At 53.7% G+C, this 18,289-nt stretch carries 17 protein-coding genes and 1 pseudogene; 9 read left to right on the top strand and 9 right to left on the bottom strand.

Annotation, left to right across the window (positions count from 1 at the left end; all coding sequences use genetic code 11):
* Window positions 1–48: 48 nt before the first annotated feature.
* The 5 genes from ispC to rpsB all read right to left on the bottom strand — a co-directional run bounded on the left by ispC (window position 49) and on the right by rpsB (window position 4,640).
* Window positions 49–1,245: a 1-deoxy-D-xylulose-5-phosphate reductoisomerase gene (gene ispC / locus AC1MKH_RS04225; RefSeq protein WP_276221613.1), complete on the bottom strand. Its 1,197-nt coding sequence runs from the start codon at window positions 1,243–1,245 to the stop codon at window positions 49–51.
* 106 nt (window positions 1,246–1,351) lie between these two features.
* A complete protein-coding gene (gene frr / locus AC1MKH_RS04220) occupies window positions 1,352–1,909 on the bottom strand; it encodes a ribosome recycling factor (protein ID WP_276221616.1) in 558 nt (185 codons plus the stop codon).
* A 143-nt stretch (window positions 1,910–2,052) separates the two neighbouring features.
* On the bottom strand, window positions 2,053–2,778 hold the full coding sequence (gene pyrH / locus AC1MKH_RS04215; protein WP_276221617.1) for a UMP kinase: 726 nt from the start codon (window positions 2,776–2,778) through the stop codon (window positions 2,053–2,055).
* 146 nt (window positions 2,779–2,924) lie between these two features.
* The gene (gene tsf / locus AC1MKH_RS04210) at window positions 2,925–3,776 is read right to left on the bottom strand and encodes a translation elongation factor Ts (protein ID WP_015965846.1); all 852 of its coding nucleotides are present in this window, start codon (window positions 3,774–3,776) and stop codon (window positions 2,925–2,927) included.
* 138 nt (window positions 3,777–3,914) lie between these two features.
* Window positions 3,915–4,640 (bottom strand): 30S ribosomal protein S2, encoded by a 726-nt coding sequence (gene rpsB, locus AC1MKH_RS04205; RefSeq protein ID WP_015965847.1) that lies wholly within the window; start codon window positions 4,638–4,640, stop codon window positions 3,915–3,917.
* 321 nt (window positions 4,641–4,961) lie between these two features.
* On the opposite strand from rpsB, the gene map reads away from it, so the two are divergent.
* The 6 genes and pseudogenes from map (at window position 4,962) to AC1MKH_RS04175 (ending at window position 11,068) form a co-directional block, all read left to right on the top strand.
* A complete protein-coding gene (map, locus tag AC1MKH_RS04200) occupies window positions 4,962–5,756 on the top strand; it encodes a type I methionyl aminopeptidase (protein WP_276221620.1) in 795 nt (264 codons plus the stop codon).
* A gap of 120 nt (window positions 5,757–5,876) precedes the next feature.
* Window positions 5,877–8,549, top strand: coding sequence for a bifunctional uridylyltransferase/uridylyl-removing protein GlnD (gene glnD, locus AC1MKH_RS04195; protein WP_276221623.1), 2,673 nt, complete (start codon window positions 5,877–5,879; stop codon window positions 8,547–8,549).
* Window positions 8,550–8,581: 32 nt separating this feature from the next.
* Entirely contained in the window at window positions 8,582–9,406 is an 825-nt protein-coding gene (gene dapD, locus AC1MKH_RS04190; RefSeq protein WP_231825335.1) for a 2,3,4,5-tetrahydropyridine-2,6-dicarboxylate N-succinyltransferase, read from the top strand.
* A gap of 221 nt (window positions 9,407–9,627) precedes the next feature.
* Window positions 9,628–9,837: pseudogene (locus AC1MKH_RS04185) on the top strand (phosphodiesterase YaeI); the annotation flags it as partial.
* A gap of 11 nt (window positions 9,838–9,848) precedes the next feature.
* Window positions 9,849–10,559, top strand: a complete 711-nt coding sequence (locus AC1MKH_RS04180) for a hypothetical protein (protein WP_276221626.1) — start codon at window positions 9,849–9,851, stop codon at window positions 10,557–10,559.
* Window positions 10,560–10,678: 119 nt separating this feature from the next.
* Window positions 10,679–11,068, top strand: a complete 390-nt coding sequence (locus AC1MKH_RS04175) for a DUF3461 family protein (RefSeq protein WP_015965851.1) — start codon at window positions 10,679–10,681, stop codon at window positions 11,066–11,068.
* 146 nt (window positions 11,069–11,214) lie between these two features.
* Here the strand turns inward: AC1MKH_RS04175 and cdaR are convergent, their stop codons facing one another.
* The 3 genes from cdaR to dgt all read right to left on the bottom strand — a co-directional run bounded on the left by cdaR (window position 11,215) and on the right by dgt (window position 15,615).
* Window positions 11,215–12,372 carry a DNA-binding transcriptional regulator CdaR gene (cdaR, locus tag AC1MKH_RS04170; RefSeq protein ID WP_015965852.1) on the bottom strand — a complete coding sequence of 386 codons (1,158 nt, stop codon included), beginning with the start codon at window positions 12,370–12,372 and terminating at the stop codon, window positions 11,215–11,217.
* A gap of 159 nt (window positions 12,373–12,531) precedes the next feature.
* A complete protein-coding gene (degP, locus tag AC1MKH_RS04165; RefSeq protein WP_276221629.1) occupies window positions 12,532–13,965 on the bottom strand; it encodes a serine endoprotease DegP in 1,434 nt (477 codons plus the stop codon).
* A gap of 135 nt (window positions 13,966–14,100) precedes the next feature.
* Window positions 14,101–15,615: a dGTPase gene (dgt, locus tag AC1MKH_RS04160; protein ID WP_276221631.1), complete on the bottom strand. Its 1,515-nt coding sequence runs from the start codon at window positions 15,613–15,615 to the stop codon at window positions 14,101–14,103.
* Between the two features lie 83 nt (window positions 15,616–15,698).
* Here dgt and mtnN point away from each other — a divergent pair, with 83 nt between their 5' ends.
* From mtnN to AC1MKH_RS04145, 3 genes are read left to right on the top strand one after another with little or no spacing between them, the layout of a single operon-like run.
* A complete protein-coding gene (gene mtnN, locus AC1MKH_RS04155; protein ID WP_253898998.1) occupies window positions 15,699–16,397 on the top strand; it encodes a 5'-methylthioadenosine/S-adenosylhomocysteine nucleosidase in 699 nt (232 codons plus the stop codon).
* Window positions 16,390–17,190 carry a vitamin B12 ABC transporter substrate-binding protein BtuF gene (gene btuF, locus AC1MKH_RS04150; RefSeq protein WP_327621847.1) on the top strand — a complete coding sequence of 267 codons (801 nt, stop codon included), beginning with the start codon at window positions 16,390–16,392 and terminating at the stop codon, window positions 17,188–17,190. The genes mtnN and btuF overlap by 8 nt, the downstream gene beginning before the upstream one ends.
* A 16-nt stretch (window positions 17,191–17,206) precedes the next feature.
* Window positions 17,207–17,830 (top strand): TRIC cation channel family protein, encoded by a 624-nt coding sequence (locus AC1MKH_RS04145; RefSeq protein ID WP_015965857.1) that lies wholly within the window; start codon window positions 17,207–17,209, stop codon window positions 17,828–17,830.
* A gap of 40 nt (window positions 17,831–17,870) precedes the next feature.
* On the opposite strand, the gene erpA is transcribed toward AC1MKH_RS04145, so the two are convergent.
* Window positions 17,871–18,215, bottom strand: coding sequence for an iron-sulfur cluster insertion protein ErpA (gene erpA / locus AC1MKH_RS04140; protein WP_015965859.1), 345 nt, complete (start codon window positions 18,213–18,215; stop codon window positions 17,871–17,873).
* Between the last annotated feature and the right edge of the window lie 74 nt (window positions 18,216–18,289).

The raw sequence follows: 18,289 nt of genomic DNA, 5'->3' as shown, positions 1-18,289 counted from the left end.
GAAGCCAGACGCTAACAAATACCATGACAGTTCCCAGGCTGATAATCCTCAGCTTGCGAAACGCGTCACTTGTTTTCGCGCCACATCACGCGCATGCGCGTCAATCACCAGCACCTCATCGACGGACTGCGGCTCCGCAAGCGACATCGCGTCAAGCACGGCCAGGTTCGCCGCCGCGATATCGGTAAAGCGAATCTGCGAATCCAGGAATGCGGCAACGGTAATTTCGTTCGCCGCATTCAGTGCGGTTGTCGCCGCCTGCCCCTGCTCGAACGCGTCCATCGCCAGCTTAAGGCAAGGGTAACGATCGTAATCCGGTTCGCTAAACGTCAGTGCGCCCAGTTTGCAGAAATCGAGCGGTTTAACGCCTGATTCCGCACGTCCAGGCCAGGCCATCGCATTGGCGATAGGCGTACGCATATCCGGCTCGCCGAGTTGCGCAATGACGCTGCCATCTTTATAGCGAACCATCGAGTGGATCACCGATTGCGGATGAATCACCACTTCCATTTGCGCGGCAGAGGCGTTAAACAGCCAGCGGGCTTCAATGTATTCGAGACCTTTGTTCATCATGGTGGCCGAATCGACGGAGATTTTACGTCCCATCGACCAGTTCGGATGACGACAAGCCTGATCCGGCGTCATTGCGCGCAGTTCACTGATTGGCGTCTCACGGAACGGGCCACCAGACCCAGTAAGCAGAATGGACGTAACGCCATGCTGCCCGAGATCAGCGTACCCCAGGTCTTGCTGAAAAGTTTGCGGCAAACTCTGAAAGATGGCGTTATGTTCGCTATCGACCGGTAAAAGTTGCGCGCCGCTGGCTTTCACCGCTTCAAGGAACAAGCGTCCGCAGGTCACCAATGACTCTTTGTTCGCCAGTAAAACCGTTTTGCCGGCATGAATAGCGGCAAGCGTCGGTACCAGGCCCGCCGCGCCCACGATGGCGGCCATCACCTGATCAACGTCGTCCAACGCGGCCACTTCACACGCCGCCTGTTGCCCGCACATCACTTCGGTGCGGCTACCGTGTTCACGCAGAGCGATTTTCACGCCTTCGGCGCTATGGGCGTCATCCATCACCGCGAAACGCGGGGAGAACTCCAGACACTGCTCGACCATGCGATCGACGTTTTTACCGGCTACCAGCGCGGCAACGGAGAAATGGTCAGCGTTATGGCGCACAACGTCCAGCGTGCTACAGCCAATTGAGCCCGTTGAGCCAAGAACGGTTATTTGCTTCATGAAAGGTCCAGCTTAGCGACTTGAAGGGTGAAGAGTATAAATGCAAAACGCCGCCAGCAAAGCGATACGCTTCCTGTACGGCGTTTTTCCTGCAAACGAATGCAGATTAGAACTGCATCAGTTCCGCTTCTTTATCTGCCAGCGCCGCATCAATTTTCTTGATAGCTGCGTCGGTCAGTTTCTGCACGTCGTCCTGAGAACGGCGATCGTCATCTTCGCTGATCTCTTTTTCTTTCAGCAGCGCTTTCACTTTGTCGTTCGCGTCGCGACGGACGTTACGCACAGAGACACGCCCCTGCTCAGCTTCACCGCGTACCACTTTGATCAGGTCTTTACGACGTTCTTCCGTCAGAGCCGGCAGCGGAACGCGGATATCGGTACCCGCAGAACTTGGGTTCAGACCAAGGTCAGACGCCATAATCGCTTTTTCGACAGCCGGGCCCATAGAACGGTCGAACACGTTGATTTTCAGCGTGCGGGTATCTTCTACCGTTACACTTGCCAGCTGACGCAGCGGAGTTGGGGTGCCGTAATACTCAACGACGATGCCGTCCAGCAGGCTGGGAGAAGCACGACCCGTGCGTATTTTGCTGATTTGGGTTTTGAACGCTTCTACGCATTTTTCCATGCGCACTTCAGCATCTTTTCTGATATCGCTAATCACGTTACGAATCCTTGAAAACTTGTCTCAGTCAGACCAGACGGTAGCACAGATGCGCTAAGTATAGTCCTGTTTAAAATATGCCACCGGGTAAGTGACCCGCATGATTAAAGCGGAATCTTACCCGTATTTGGCCTCGACGGAAATTATTCCGTGATTAAAGTGCCTTCTTTTTCGCCCATGACCACGCGACGCAGTGCGCCAGGTTTGTTCATGTTGAAGACGCGAATCGGCAATTTATGGTCACGAGCCAGCGTAAACGCCGCCAGATCCATGACTTTCAGTTCTTGTTCCAGCACGTCGCTGTAGGTCAGCTGTTCGTACATGGTCGCCGCAGGATCTTTCGCCGGGTCAGCGGTAAATACGCCGTCAACTTTGGTCGCTTTCAGCACCACGTCGGCTTCGATTTCAATACCGCGCAGGCAGGCTGCGGAGTCGGTTGTGAAGAACGGGTTACCGGTACCTGCGGAGAGGATCACCACGCGATTGTTGCGCAGCAGGCTAATCGCCTCTGCCCAGCTGTAGTTGTCGCACACGCCGTTCAGCGGAATAGCAGACATCAGGCGAGCGTTCACATAGGCGCGATGCAGTGCGTCACGCATTGCCAGGCCGTTCATTACCGTGGCCAGCATGCCCATGTGGTCGCCCACAACGCGGTTCATACCCGCTTTCGCCAGACCTGCACCGCGGAACAGGTTACCGCCGCCAATCACTACGCCAACCTGAATGCCCAGTTCAACAAGTTCTTTAATCTCTTGCGCCATACGGTCAAGGATGCTTGCGTCAATACCGAAACCTTCAGTCCCCTGCAATGCTTCGCCGCTCAGTTTAAGCAGAATGCGTTTGTAGACGGGTTTTGCGTTGGTAGCCATTTTCTTTCCTGCGAGTGTCACGAATGGGATGATTTAAATCAGGTGACATCATGCGCTTTCTGCCGATTTGCCCCTATAAGAGCTGGCTGATTTTCACATGACGGGTACAAAAAGGAGCCGCCCTGAGGCGGCTCCGAACAGTACAATTAAGACTGTTTAGACATTGCAGCAACTTCTGCTGCGAAGTCAGCTTCAACTTTCTCGATGCCTTCGCCCACTTCAAAGCGGATGAAGCCAGTCACGTCAGCGTTGTGCTCTTTCAGCAGCTGGCCAACGTTTTTGCTCGGGTCCATAACGAAAGGCTGACCAGTCAGAGAAACTTCGCCGGTGAATTTCTTCATGCGGCCTTCAACCATTTTCTCTGCGATTTCTTTCGGCTTACCAGACTGCATCGCGATATCCAGCTGTACCTGGTATTCTTTCTCTACCACTTCAGCGGACACGTCTTCTGGTTTAACGAATTCTGGTTTGCTTGCAGCAACGTGCATTGCCAGGTGTTTAACCAGCTCTTCATCAGCGCCTTTAGCCGCAACCAGAACACCGATGCGCGCACCGTGCTGGTAGCTACCCAGAACGTCGCCTTCCAGGATTGCAACGCGACGGATGTTGATGTTTTCACCGATTTTAGCAACCAGTGCAACACGCTCTTCTTCGAACTGTGCTTTCAGGACTTCAACGTCAGTCACTTTGCCAGCAACAGCTGCGTCCAGAACTTTGTCTGCGAACGCCTGGAAACCACCGTCTTTAGCAACGAAGTCAGTCTGGCAGTTAACTTCCAGAATCACGCCGAAGTTGCCTTCGATTTTGGTTTTGATCACGCCGTCAGCAGCAACGTTGCCTGCTTTTTTAGCCGCTTTGATCGCGCCAGATTTACGCATGTTTTCGATTGCCAGCTCGATGTCGCCATTAGCTTCAGTCAGTGCTTTTTTGCAATCCATCATGCCTGCGCCGGTACGTTCACGCAGCTCTTTTACCAGGGATGCGGTAATTTCAGCCATTCTAAAATCCTCGGAAGAGTGATCCGCCCGGCCTGATAACCGAACGGATTTAAAAAAGTGAAAAAGGGGCCATAAAGGGCCCCTTAACCAAACTTGATACTACCTGGTCTATAAGGGGGCTCTAACGAGCGTTCCTTATTATTCAGCTTCTACGAAGCTTTCTTCAGCCTGGGAAGCCAGGTCAGAAGAACGGCCTTCACGAACGGTAGCCGCTACAGCGCTCAGGTACAGGGTTACAGCACGGATTGCATCGTCGTTACCCGGGATAACGAAATCAACGCCGTCTGGATCGGAGTTGGTATCAACGATAGAGAACACTGGGATACCCAGGTTGTTCGCTTCTTTGATAGCGATGTGCTCGTGGTCAGCATCGATTACGAACAGTGCGTCCGGCAGGCCGCCCATGTCTTTGATACCGCCCAGGCTGTTTTCCAGTTTCTCAAGCTCACGAGTACGCATCAGCGCTTCTTTCTTGGTCAGCTTGTCGAAAGTACCGTCCTGAGACTGAGTTTCCAGGTCTTTCAGACGTTTGATGGACTGACGAACGGTTTTCCAGTTAGTCAGCATGCCGCCCAACCAGCGATGGTTCACGAAGAACTGGTCGCAGCTGTTAGCAGCTTCTTTCACCGCTTCGCTTGCAGCGCGTTTAGTACCAACGAAAAGGATTTTACCTTTACGAGCAGAGATCTTGTTCAGTTCAGCCAGAGCTTCGTTGAACATCGGTACAGTTTTCTCAAGGTTGATGATGTGAACTTTGTTACGCGCGCCGAAGATGAAAGGCTTCATTTTCGGGTTCCAGTAACGGGTCTGGTGACCAAAGTGAACACCAGCCTTGAGCATGTCGCGCATGGAAACAGTTGCCATGATTTAAAACCTCTATAGATTAAGTTGGGGTTATGCCTCCACGTATCCCATATTACCGACCCCAAAGGGCACCCCGGAATATGTGTCGATACGTGTGTGTTGTTACACAAAGTGAGATTGTCGCTTCAGTCCATTCTGTGTATATCAAATGGAACGGAAGTCCGGCGCGCTTTATACCACAAATACGCCACCGACACCAATAATTGTTGGCACTCTATGCTGTAACTGATTCTCAATCTGGTAGTGGATGCTTCAGACTGTTAACATTGATAGCACTTACACAATTATTGTCGATAAATTCGACCCTGATGGACAAACTCCATGGCTATTTCTATTAAAACACCTGAAGAAATCGAAAAGATGCGCGTCGCGGGTCGTCTGGCAGCCGAAGTGCTGGAGATGATCGAGCAGCACATCAAACCGGGCGTGAGCACCGGCGAGCTGGATCGCATCTGTGACGACTGGATCGTCAACCAGCAGCACGCGATCTCCGCCTGCCTTGGCTACCACGGTTACCCGAAATCGGTCTGCATCTCCATTAACGAAGTGGTCTGCCACGGGATCCCGGACGATGCTAAACATTTGAAAGATGGCGATATCGTCAACATCGATGTGACCGTGATTAAAGACGAGTTCCACGGTGACACCTCAAAAATGTTCATCGTCGGCAAACCGACCATTCTGGGCGAGCGCCTGTGCCGCGTCACCCAGGAAAGCCTCTATCTCGGCATCAAAATGGTAAAACCGGGTATTCGCCTGCGCACCATCGGCGCGGCAATCCAGAAATACGCGGAAGCGGAAGGTTTCTCTGTGGTACGCGAATACTGCGGTCACGGTATCGGTCGCGGCTTCCACGAAGAACCGCAGGTGCTGCACTATGATGCAGATGACGGCGGCGTGGTGCTTAAAGAAGGCATGACCTTCACCATCGAACCGATGCTGAACGCCGGTGATTACCGCATCCGCACGATGAAAGATGGCTGGACGGTAAAAACCAAAGACCGCAGCTTGTCTGCTCAGTACGAGCATACTATTGTGGTAACGGCAAACGGCTGCGAAATTCTGACGCTGCGTAAGGATGACACCATCCCGGCTGTCATCTCGCACGACGAATAATTGATTTGCCTGATGGCGATGCTCACGCATCTTATCAGGCCTACAAATTGCACTATCCAGTAGGCCGGATAAGGCGCTTGCGCCGTCATCCGGCTTTTTACATGGGTGGCGCAAACATAAATGAAAACTCTTCCTGAACAGCTCGCGAATACCGCACTCCCCACCCTTCCCAATCAGCCGCAAAATCCCGGTGCCTGGCCTGCGGATGCGCTGAACATTGCCACAATCAAATCCCATCTTGATGATTTCCAGCGCTGGCTGGGCGAAGCCTTTGATAGCGGGATTTCCGCCGAACAGCTCATCGAAGCGCGCACCGAATTCATCGACCAGCTCCTGCAACGCCTGTGGATTCAGTACGGTTTTGGCGAAGTAGAAGACGCGGCACTGGTTGCCGTTGGCGGCTACGGACGTGGTGAGCTGCACCCGCTCTCGGACATCGACCTGCTGATTTTAAGCCGTAAGAAACTGCCCGACGAGCAGGCGCAGAAAATCGGCGAACTGTTAACGCTTCTCTGGGATCTCAAGCTGGAAGTAGGCCATAGCGTGCGAACGCTGGAAGAGTGCCTGCTGGAAGGTCTTTCAGACCTGACTGTCGCCACCAACCTGATTGAATCCCGCCTGCTGATTGGCGATGTCGCCCTGTTCCTGGAACTGCAAAAACACATTTTCAGCGAAGGTTTCTGGCCCTCAGAAAAATTCTTCCCGGCGAAAGTGGAAGAACAAAACGCACGCCACCAGCGCTATCACGGCACCAGCTATAATCTTGAGCCGGATATTAAAAGCAGCCCCGGCGGCCTGCGCGATATCCACACCCTACAGTGGGTCGCCCGCCGCCACTTTGGTGCCACGTCGCTGGATGAAATGGTCGGTTTCGGCTTTTTGACTGAAGCCGAGCGCAACGAGCTCAATGAGTGTCTGCATCTGCTGTGGCGCATCCGCTTTGCCCTGCATCTGGAAATCAACCGCTACGACAATCGCCTGCTGTTCGACCGTCAGCTTAGCGTCGCCCAGCGCCTGAACTACGGCGGTGAAGGCAATCAGCCGGTCGAGCACATGATGAAAGATTTCTACCGCGTGACGCGCCGCGTCGGCGAGCTTAATCACATGCTGCTGCAGCTGTTTGATGAAGCGATTCTTGCCCTGACGGAAGATGAAAAACCGCGTCCGATTGACGATGATTTCCAGCTACGTGGCACGCTTATCGACCTGCGCGACGACACGCTGTTTATGCGCGAGCCGCAGGCGATTCTGCGCATGTTCTCTATTATGGTGCGCAACAGCAGCATTACCGGAATTTACTCCACGACCCTGCGCCACCTGCGCCATGCGCGTCGTCATCTGGCGCAGCCGTTGTGCTATATCCCGGAAGCTCGCTCGATTTTCCTCAGTATGCTGCGCCACCCCGGCGCGGTGAAACGCGGCCTGCTGCCAATGCATCGCCACAGCGTGCTGTGGGCTTATATGCCGCAGTGGTCGCACATCGTCGGTCAGATGCAGTTTGACCTGTTCCACGCCTACACGGTGGATGAACACACCATCCGCGTGTTGCTCAAACTGGAAAGCTTTGCCGAAGAAGAGACGCGCCCGCGCCACCCTTTGTGCGTCGATCTCTGGCCGCGCCTTACCCATCCCGAACTGATTCTGATGGCCGCGCTGTTCCACGATATCGCCAAAGGACGCGGGGGCGATCACTCGATTCTTGGCGCGGAAGACGTGCTGAAGTTCGCTGAACTGCACGGTCTCAACTCCCGCGAAACGCAGCTGGTTGCCTGGCTGGTACGTCATCACCTGTTAATGTCCGTCACCGCCCAGCGGCGTGATATTCAGGACCCGGAAGTGATTAAACAGTTCGCTGAAATTGTGCAAACGGAAAACCGTCTGCGTTATCTGGTGTGTCTGACGGTTGCCGATATTTGCGCCACCAATGAAACCCTGTGGAACAGCTGGAAGCAGAGCCTGTTGCGCGAACTCTATTTCGCCACCGAAAAACAGCTGCGCCGGGGAATGGATAATACGCCGGACATGCGCGAACGCGTGCGTCATCACCAGATGCAGGCGCTGGCGCTGCTGCGCATGGATAACATCGACGAAGAGAAGCTGCATCAAATCTGGAACCGCTGCCGCGCCAACTACTTTGTACGCCACACGCCAAATCAGCTCGCCTGGCATGCCCGACATCTGTTGCAGCACGATCTCGCGGAACCGATGATCCTGTTAAGCCCGCAGGCCACCCGTGGCGGCACCGAGATTTTCATCTGGAGCCCGGATCGCCCTTATCTCTTCGCAGCGGTGTGTGCAGAGCTGGATAGGCGTAACCTCAGCGTGCACGACGCGCAGATATTCACCACCCGCGATGGCATGGCGATGGATACCTTTATCGTGCTGGAACCCGACGGTAGCCCGCTCTCATCCGATCGCCATGAGGCTATCCGCCTTGGGCTGGAACAGGCGATTAGCCAACGCAGCTGGCAGGTGCCGCAACCGCGTCGTCAACCGGCAAAATTGCGTCACTTCTCCGTCGATACCGAGGTGAATTTCCTGCCGACCCATACGGACCGAAAATCATTCCTCGAACTGATTGCGCTCGATCAGCCAGGTCTATTAGCGCGCGTCGGGAAAGTCTTTGCCGACCTCGGAATTTCCCTTCACGGGGCCAGAATTACGACAATTGGTGAACGAGTAGAAGATTTATTTATAATCGCCACCGCCGACCGGCGTGCGCTTAATAATGCGCTGCAATTAGAGGTACAACAACGGTTGACAGCAGCCCTCAATCCAAACGATAAAGGGTAATCATTTTTTTTACACAGATGGAAAGAGTAACAATGCAGCAATTACAGAACGTTATTGAGTCCGCTTTCGAGCGTCGCGCCGACATTACCCCAAACAATGTCGACACCGTAACCCGCGAAGCGGTAAACCAGGTTATCGCCTTACTGGATTCCGGCGCGCTGCGTGTCGCTGAAAAAATTGACGGCCAGTGGGTCACTCACCAGTGGCTGAAGAAAGCGGTTCTGCTCTCTTTCCGTATTAACGATAACCAGGTTATCGATGGTGCGGAAAGCCGCTACTTCGATAAAGTGCCGATGAAATTCGCCGACTACGACGAAGCGCGCTTCCAGAAAGAAGGCTTCCGCGTGGTTCCGCCAGCGGCTGTTCGTCAGGGCGCGTATATTGCTCGCAACACCGTACTGATGCCGTCTTACGTTAACATCGGCGCTTACGTTGACGAAGGCTCTATGGTTGACACCTGGGCGACCGTTGGCTCCTGCGCGCAAATCGGTAAAAACGTCCACCTGTCCGGCGGCGTCGGCATCGGCGGCGTCCTGGAACCGCTGCAGGCTAACCCGACCATCATCGAAGACAACTGCTTCATCGGCGCGCGCTCTGAAGTGGTTGAAGGCGTGATTGTCGAAGAAGGCTCTGTTATCTCCATGGGCGTATACCTGGGCCAGAGCACCAAAATCTACGACCGCGAAACCGGCGAAGTCTTCTATGGTCGCGTTCCGGCGGGCTCCGTTGTCGTTTCCGGCAACCTGCCGTCGAAAGATGGCAAATACAGCCTGTACTGCGCGGTCATCGTGAAGAAAGTGGACGCCAAAACTCGCGGTAAAGTGGGGATCAACGAACTGCTGCGCACGATCGATTAATCATCGCGACAACGGGTGACATGAAGTCACCCGTTTTAACATCATGGACGACCAATGATTTCTCGCAGACGTTTTCTGTTAGGGGCAGCTGCTACGCCTGGCGCCGCAAGCGGTATAAGTTACGCCCATTACTGGGAGCCCGGCTGGCTTGCGGTTATCCACCAGCGCATTCCGTTTTTTCATTCCCCTTCGCCCTCTTCACCCCCTTTTAAAATCCTGTATGGGATTTGATGCTGTGTGGGCATACCCACGGTGGGCAAATGCACATCCCGCTGATTGGCGAACCTTTTGCCCCCGTCGAGGACAAAAGGTATGTCGCAGGGCTGAATGCGTATGGCGAACAACAAATCTACACGACGCGCGGCGTGGGAAGCTTATATGGATTGCGGCTGAACTGCCGGCCTGAAGTGACGATTCTGGAATTGGTTTAAAGGGAGAGAAAATGATGGATTATTATCTGGGCGGCTATCTTTTATTGCGTTGTTTACCGGTTAACCATTTACACCCGCAACTGGATGGCAAACCGCTACTGACGTGCAGCACCTGTTTTAATGAAAGCCTCTTTTCCGCATGGTCATTATCCTGGGCCAGCTCTGCAGAGAGCCTTTACGACGCTAACATGACCATTCATGAACACATCAATTCTGTTTTCGCCATCGATGATTCAGCAAGGGAACGCATCCATGTTTGGGCAGATGAAAAATTTAATGAGGAAAAGATAGGCTGGCCTAATGTATTTATGGATGCGGAAACCGCCATAGACTATAAGAAAATGTTTCTGCCGGAGATTGATAACACTTATCTCTTTGCCCTCTATTTCACTGAACGTGACATCAATAGCTTCCTTGCGTGTTACAAAGATGAAGGCATCCCGATGAGGCTGACCGCTCACGAGATGGAAAAGCAAAACGTGAATGAACAGCTTATTGGCTATGATATTGTTGGCCTGGATTATGGTGGTGAATTCCATACCTCGCACTGCCACTATCTGCACGATAATCTCCACCAGCGCTTCGGTCTCACACTCAATGAACACGGTCTCTACAACAACATTCCCGACTGGCAACCCGTCGTTGACTATATGAATGATGAAACAACTGGATGCGAACCGGTGCCGTGGGGTATCGCTAAGATAAAACAGGTAATTTTCTAATTTTTACGCCATGATAATAGTCGGGCAAAAAAGGCTTTCGTGCGATCTCAGTCGAGCCGGGGCCACCGGGCTGGATGATAAGATAATCAAAATTAACTGACTCCTTTTGAGGTACCGCTATGTACGATAATCTGAAAAGTTTGGGCATTACCAATCCTGATGAAATCGATCGTTACAGCCTCCGGCAGGAAGCCAACAACGATATCCTGAAAATCTACTTCCAGAAGGATAAGGGTGAGTTTTTCGCCAAAAGCGTGAAATTTAAGTATCCGCGTCAGCGCAAAACCGTTGCCGCCGACGGCGTTGGGCAGGGTTACAAAGAGGTGCAGGAGATAAGCCCTAACCTGCGCTATGTGATTGATGAACTTGATCAGATTTGCCAGCGCGATCGCACCGAGGTGGATCTGAAGCGTAAGATCCTGGACGATCTGCGTCACCTGGAGTCGGTGGTGACCAATAAGATCAGCGAGATTGAAGCGGATTTGGAAAAACTGACGCGGAATAAATAATCCGCTGAACGTGCCGGGTGGCGGCTTCACCTTACCCGGCCTACGGTGAGAGTGCGGATTTATGCCGGGTGGCGGCTTCGCCTTACCCGGCATACGGGTCGGATCGTAGGCCTGATAAGCGAAGCGCCATCAGGCAATGGCTACAGCTACGGCTGCTCATCCAGCTGCAACGCCACATACAGCAGCAACCTATCGTCAAAATTACTCAAATCCAGCCCCGTTAATTCTGAGATGCGGTTCAGGCGGTACTCGAGCGTATTACGGTGAATAAACAACGCCTTTGATGTCGCCAGCGGCTGCACGTTATGGCGGAACCACGCCGCCAGCGTACGCCGGAGTAATCCGTTGTTATCCATCGCTTTGAGCCGCGTTAACGGGCGGGCCAGCTCATTGGCCTGCCAGCCGCCGCGCAGGCTGTCGAGCAGTACCGGCAGCATAAGGTCCTGATAAAAGTAGCTGCGGCTTTCCGGCATACGCTGCTTACCGACCATCATGGTGGTCCGCGCCGTGCGGTAAGAACGCGCTATACTGCCCGGTCCGGTGAAATAGTTACCCAGCGAGACGCGAAAGCGCAGCTGTCCGTTCTCTTTCATCCGCGCGATGAGTTGCTCAACGCGTTTTCGGTGATCTTCTGCATCCCAGCGGCCAAACTGATTCAGCGCCGGTTTCAGCACCACCATTTCAGTCAACGAAACAATCGCAATCAGGTTATTACGTTCGGGCGTGGTCAGCGCATTTTGCAGCTGTTGAAGTTCGGCCATCGCGCTATCCACGCCAAGCTGCCCGCTGTCCACTTCCACCACCGCCACCACGCGCGGCTGGTTTAAATCGATACCCAGACGTTGCGCCCACTCGGTTAATGCGGGCGTATTCTCTTCCGCCTGAATCAGGTTCATGACCAGTTCTTCACGCAGGCGGCTATCCTGCGCCAAAAGATGCATCAGACGCGACTGCTCGAGCATCATTTCGGCGGTCATGCAGACCAGTTCGCCGTATTTACGCAGCGTTTCCGGTTCACCGGTAAGGCCGATGACGCCAACAATCTCGCCCTCCAGCCGCAGCGGCAGGTTGATCCCCTGACGCACGCCGTGCAGATGCCTGGCAACCGCATCATCAATGTCCACCACCCTGCCCTGAGAAAGCACCAACAGCGCGCCTTCGTGCAATTCACCAATACGCTCGCGATCGCCGCTGCCGATGATGCGACCACGGGCGTCCATGACGTTAATGTTGGTGTCGATAATGCGCATGGTTCGCGCCACGATATCCTGCGCCATTTTGGTATCAAGATGCCAGCCAGCCATGTAATCCTCCTGTGAGCAGGTTACAGCATAAGGAAGATGGCTAACCGTCGCACTGTGCAAATGCACAAAGCCAGGGTGAGAAATATGGAGTTGTGGAAGGCTTCACAGAACAATGAGAAAACCCTTTCCCCAGGACAGGGAAAGGGTTGGCTGAGGGGATTACTGCATCAACAGGTAGATAGAGCTATCGCCACGCTGAATGTTCAGCGCCAGTACCGACGGTTTGCTGTCGAGAATTTTGCGCAGCTCAGCGATGTTTTTCACCGCCTGCTGGTTCGCGCCCACAATCACGTCACCTTTTTTCAGGCCAATCTGTGCAGCAGGGGAACCGGCTTTCACCGTATTCACCACCACGCCTTTATCCTGGCCTTTATTGCTCATTTCCGCCCCTTCGATGCCACTGAAGATGGAGCTGGAATCAACCTGATTCTGGCTGCTTTGTTGCAGTTCCAGGCTCACGGTCACCGGTTTGCCGTCACGCAGCAGGCCGAGGCTGATTTTGCTGCCGATTGGCATGGTGCCAACCTGCGCACGCAGCGCCGCGAAGCTGCTGATTTGTTTACCGTTCAGGGAGGTAATCACATCACCGGCTTTAATCCCCGCTTTTGCTGCGGAAGAGTTCGGCATCACCTGGCTGACAAAGGCCCCACGCTGAGCGTCAACTTTCATCGCTTTCGCCAGTTCGGAGTTCAGCTCGGTCCCCATAATACCCAGCTCACCGCGTTTCACCTGACCGAATTCCACCATCTGCGAGGTCAGGTTTTTCACCATATTGCTCGGGATAGCGAAGCCGATACCAATGTTGCCGCCGTCCGGTGCCAGAATCGCGGTGTTGATACCGATCAGTTCACCGTTCAGGTTCACCAGCGCGCCGCCGGAGTTACCCCGGTTAATCGCCGCATCGGTCTGGATAAAGTTTTCATAGTTTTCAACGTTCAGGCCGCTACGACCCAGCGCAGAAACGATACCGGAGGTCACGGTTTCACCCAGGCCGAACGGGTTACCGATAGCGACGGTATAGTCACCCACGCGCAGCGCGTCGGAGTCTGCCATCTTAATTGCCGTCAGGTTTTTCGGATCCTGAATCTGGATCAGCGCAATATCGGAACGCGGATCTTTGCCGACCACTTTGGCGTCAAATTTACGCCCATCGCTGAGCTGTACTTTAATCGTTGTGGCGTTATCCACCACGTGGTTGTTGGTGACGACGTAGCCTTTCGCCGCGTCAATCACGACGCCGGAACCCAGCGCCTGGAATTTTTGTTGCTGACCGCCGCCCTGGCCGCCATCAGCCCCACCGCCCTGACAGAACGGAGAGTTCTGGAATGGGGAGCCCTCCTGACAGAACGGCGAGTTGTCGCCAAAGAACTGCTGGAAGTTACGCCCCATGCGCGGGGTATTCACGGTCGTGCTGCCTTCAACGTTGATACTGACTACGGACGGCATCACTTTTTCCAGCATTGGCGCCAGGCTTGGCATTTGCTGTGCGGTCGTGGCGGATGAAGCCGTCTCAGCCGCGCTAGCGGACAACGGAGACAATGCCAAACTTAAACTAAGAGCCAGTGCACTCATTGCTAACGTGGTTTTTTTCATGTGTTTCAATCTCAATTTCAGATTATGCAAAGTTGCTGTGTACGTGACTATCAGAGTCATATTCTCACGCGAAGTTCCGCGCTTAAGGTGCTGGAAAAAGTAAAAATTTATTGTCCGTCTTTACAAATCTCGTGATTATTCCACCGCCATCAGACGACGATATTCATCCCACGCGTAGAGATCGGTCATCCCGCTGATATAGTCCTGAATCAGGCGACAGCGATAATAGTATTCCATCACCGGGAATTCTGCTGCGTCACGCGATACTTTATTTACGGCCTCGATATACGCCAGTCGATGGTTACGCGAGAGTTTCTGGAACAGGCGCGATTCTATCGGCAGCGAAACGATACGCTCTTTCTCAACCAACAACGTGAAGTCACTTTGCGATAATTTCAACAGGGGAGAATAGATTTCCAACAACCCGCTAATCACCCGGTAACCCTGAAGCTCAAGCATCTCGACGTCAGAATGACTAAATACATGTTTTATAGCGACTTTTTTATAGAGATCTAATAGCTGGCTATAATCGCTTTCGTCTTCCAGTAGCGCATGATTAAAGTCGCCACGATAGATATCCGGCAGATTATCAATAAAGCGCTGGGCGGCGAACGGCACCAGTTTATTTAACGTATTGACGCGCAAATACATAAAGAACTGATCGACCGTGCTGCGACTTAATGAATTGGAACGCGATTTATCCCAGGCATTTTCGACCACCTGCGCAAACAGAGAACCTTTCCCATGTTCGGGCCAGGCATCATGTAAATGTTGATAAAGCTGCTCGACGCTAAAGATACGTTTTTCTACGGCATCCTCAAGATCCGCCACGCAATAGGAGATATCATCCGCCGCCTCCATAATCCAGGTTAAGGGGAAACGATTGTAAGGGGCTAAATCCAGTTCTTTACGTAAGCGCGCAATATAGTGCTCTTCGGCTAAATAATAGCCAGGTTTTTTCATTAAATAGCTGTGGCTTGCCGGCACATCGCTGGCCCACCAGGCCGGTCGCGTATATTTCAGGATACACCCCACCTGCGCCCACGTAAGATTCATACGCATTAAGGTATGCACCATGCGAATCCCCTGCGCGTTGCCTTCGAAATGGCAGAGATCCTGACGCACTTTTCGACGTAATTCGTTCAGCGTCTCATCGCCTTCCTGCAAACGCAGCGTAGCGACCACACAGCGATCGTGGCTGAACGGCTGTTGGGTGGCATCCCCCGGAACCAAGCGTTGGCGGAACCAGTCGTTAATCGCCGCTTCGCCAAAATGACCAAACGGCGGGTTACCAATGTCGTGCATCAGGCAGGCCATCTCAACGATGCTTTCGAACGGCCCGGTCAGTTCATCCAGCCCATAAGCGGCTAACAGCTTTTTCTCTTTCAGACGGCTGAGTACTTCTTTCGCGATGTAACGCCCCACCTGCTGCACTTCCAGCGAATGGGTTAGACGCGTGCGCACGGCCGCGTTGCGCTCCAGCGGGAAAACCTGGGTTTTCTGCTGTAAACGACGAATCGCCGGGGAGTTAATAATGCGCCCGCGATCGCTTTCGAATATTTGCAGAATTTCATGCTCAGAACTGACGCCTTCTGGCGAGCGATAGCGCCGGCCCCAGTTAATCTTGTTGCGAAAATCAATCTTAGCCATAGCCTCTCCATCGCGAGAAATGCGCTTCCCCTGAACCCCATGGTAGACTATGCATCCAAATAGGGCATATCGCGAGTAAATCTATGAAAATCGGCATCATTGGCGCAATGGAAGAAGAAGTTACGCTGCTGCGTGACAAAATCGAAAACCGTGAAACTCTCTCCATCGGCGGAAGTGAAATTTATACCGGGCAGCTTAACGGGGTGGATGTCGCGTTACTGAAATCTGGTATTGGTAAAGTCGCTGCCGCGATGGGCGCAACCCTGCTGCTGGAACGTTGCCAGCCGGACGTGATTATCAACACCGGTTCTGCGGGTGGCCTGGCGCCGACGCTGAAAGTGGGCGATATCGTGGTTTCTGATGAAGCGCGTTATCACGATGCAGACGTCACGGCGTTTGGTTACGAATTTGGTCAGCTTCCGGGCTGCCCGGCAGGTTTTAAAGCCGACGAAAAGCTGATCTCTGCGGCAGAAGAGTGCATTAAAGCATTAAATCTGAATGCGGTACGTGGGCTGATCGTCAGCGGCGACGCCTTCATCAACGGCTCCGTAGGTCTGGCGAAAATCCGTCACAACTTCCCGCAGGCAGTGGCCGTTGAAATGGAAGCGACCGCCATCGCGCACGTCTGCCACAACTTTAACGTCCCGTTCGTGGTGGTCCGCGCGATCTCTGACGTCGCTGACCAGCAGTCTCACCTGAGCTTTGACGAGTTCCTGGCGGTTGCAGCAAAACAATCCACCCTGATGGTGGAAACCCTGGTGCAGAAGCTGGCGCGTGGTTAAGTCGCTGCTTAAAGGGCTTCTCGCCCTCGCACTGGTTGCCCCGGCGTGGCTTTGCGCCGCGCCGCGGGTGATTACTCTCTCTCCTGCCAATACGGAACTGGCCTTTGCTGCCGGGATCACACCGATTGGCGTCAGCAACTATTCCGACTACCCAGACGCGGCGAAAAGTATTGAACAGGTCGCCTCGTGGCAGGGAATTAACCTTGAACGTATCGTGGCGCTCAAGCCCGACGTGGTGCTTGCCTGGCGCGAAGGCAACGCCGAACGGCAGGTTAACCAGTTGAGTTCATTGGGCATTAAAGTCGTATGGATAGACAACCATACGGTGGAAAGCATTGCCGCTACGCTGCGCGAAATCGCCCGGTGGAGCCCACACCCGGATAAAGCGGAACAGGCCGCCAGCCAGCTGCTGCGCGACTACACCGAACTCAAAGCCCGCTATGCAAATCAGCCCAAAAAACGGGTATTCCTGCAGTTCGGTTTCAATCCTATCTTTACCAGCAACAAAGCCGCCATTCAGAACCAGGTGCTGGAAATTTGCGGGGGTGAAAACATCTTCGCCGACAGCCGCGTTCCCTGGCCACAGGTGAGCCGCGAACAGGTGCTCACCCGCCAGCCACAGGCGATTGTGGTCGCCGGTGGCGCGAGTCAAATTCCGAAAATCGAGCAGTATTGGGGCAGTCAGCTCACAATCCCGGTGATTCCTCTCAATAGCGACTGGTTTGAACGTGCAAGCCCACGTATTATCCTCGCCGCGAAACAACTCTGTACTGCCCTGGCGCAGGTTAATTGATAGGTTAACTCAGGATATGCTCGTCTACTGGCTGGATATTCTTGGCACAATGGTATTTGCCGTTTCCGGCGTTCTGCTCGCCGGCAAGCTGCGTATGGACCCTTTTGGCGTGCTGGTGCTGGGCGTGGTCACCGCCGTCGGCGGCGGTACAATCCGCGATATGGCGCTCGACCACGGCCCGGTCTTTTGGGTAAAAGATCCTACCGACCTGGTGGTGGCGATGGTCACCTGTATGCTCACTATCGTGCTGGTGCGTCAACCGCGCCGCCTGCCAAAGTGGGTATTACCGGTGCTGGATGCCGTCGGCCTCGCGGTGTTTGTCGGTATCGGTGTGAATAAAGCGTTTCTTGCCGAAACCGGGCCGCTGGTCGCCATATGCATGGGGGTGATCACGGGCGTCGGTGGCGGGATTATCCGTGATGTGCTGGCGCGCGAAGTGCCGATGATCCTGCGAACGGAAATTTACGCCACCGCCTGTATCATCGGCGGCATCGTACACGCCACGGCATTTTATACCTTCAACGTTCCGCTGGAGAGCGCCAGTATGATTGGCATGGTGGTGACGCTGGTCATTCGCCTGGCGGCGATTCACTGGCATCTGAAGCTGCCGACGTTTGCGCTGGACGAGCCGGGGAAATAGCTGGATTTTACCGGATAGCGCTAGCGCCATCCGGTCGTCATTAGATACTGAACGAAGAACCGCAGCCGCAGGTGCTGGTCGCGTTCGGGTTGGTCACGATGAAACGAGAACCTTCCAGACCTTCGGTGTAATCAACAGAACCGCCGACCAGGTACTGCAGGCTCATCGGGTCAACGACCAGACCCACGCCCTGTTTCTCAATGGTCATGTCGCCTTCGTTGATTTGATCGTCAAAGGTGAAGCCATACTGGAAACCGCTGCAACCACCACCGGTGATATACACACGCAGTTTCATATTCGGATTGTCTTCATCCGCAATCAGGTCTTTTACTTTAGAGGCTGCGGCGTCGGTAAACTCCAGCGGCAGCACGACTTCATCACTCATTTTTTGCTCCCATTAATACTGTAATCTGGGCAAATAATAACCCGATTCTTTTGGTCATTATCTAATACCCTGGT

Source organism: Pseudocitrobacter sp. CD920760 (assembly GCF_057782505.1).
Note: the sequence above shows the minus strand (reverse complement) of the source record. Positions and strands in the feature narration are given on the sequence as shown.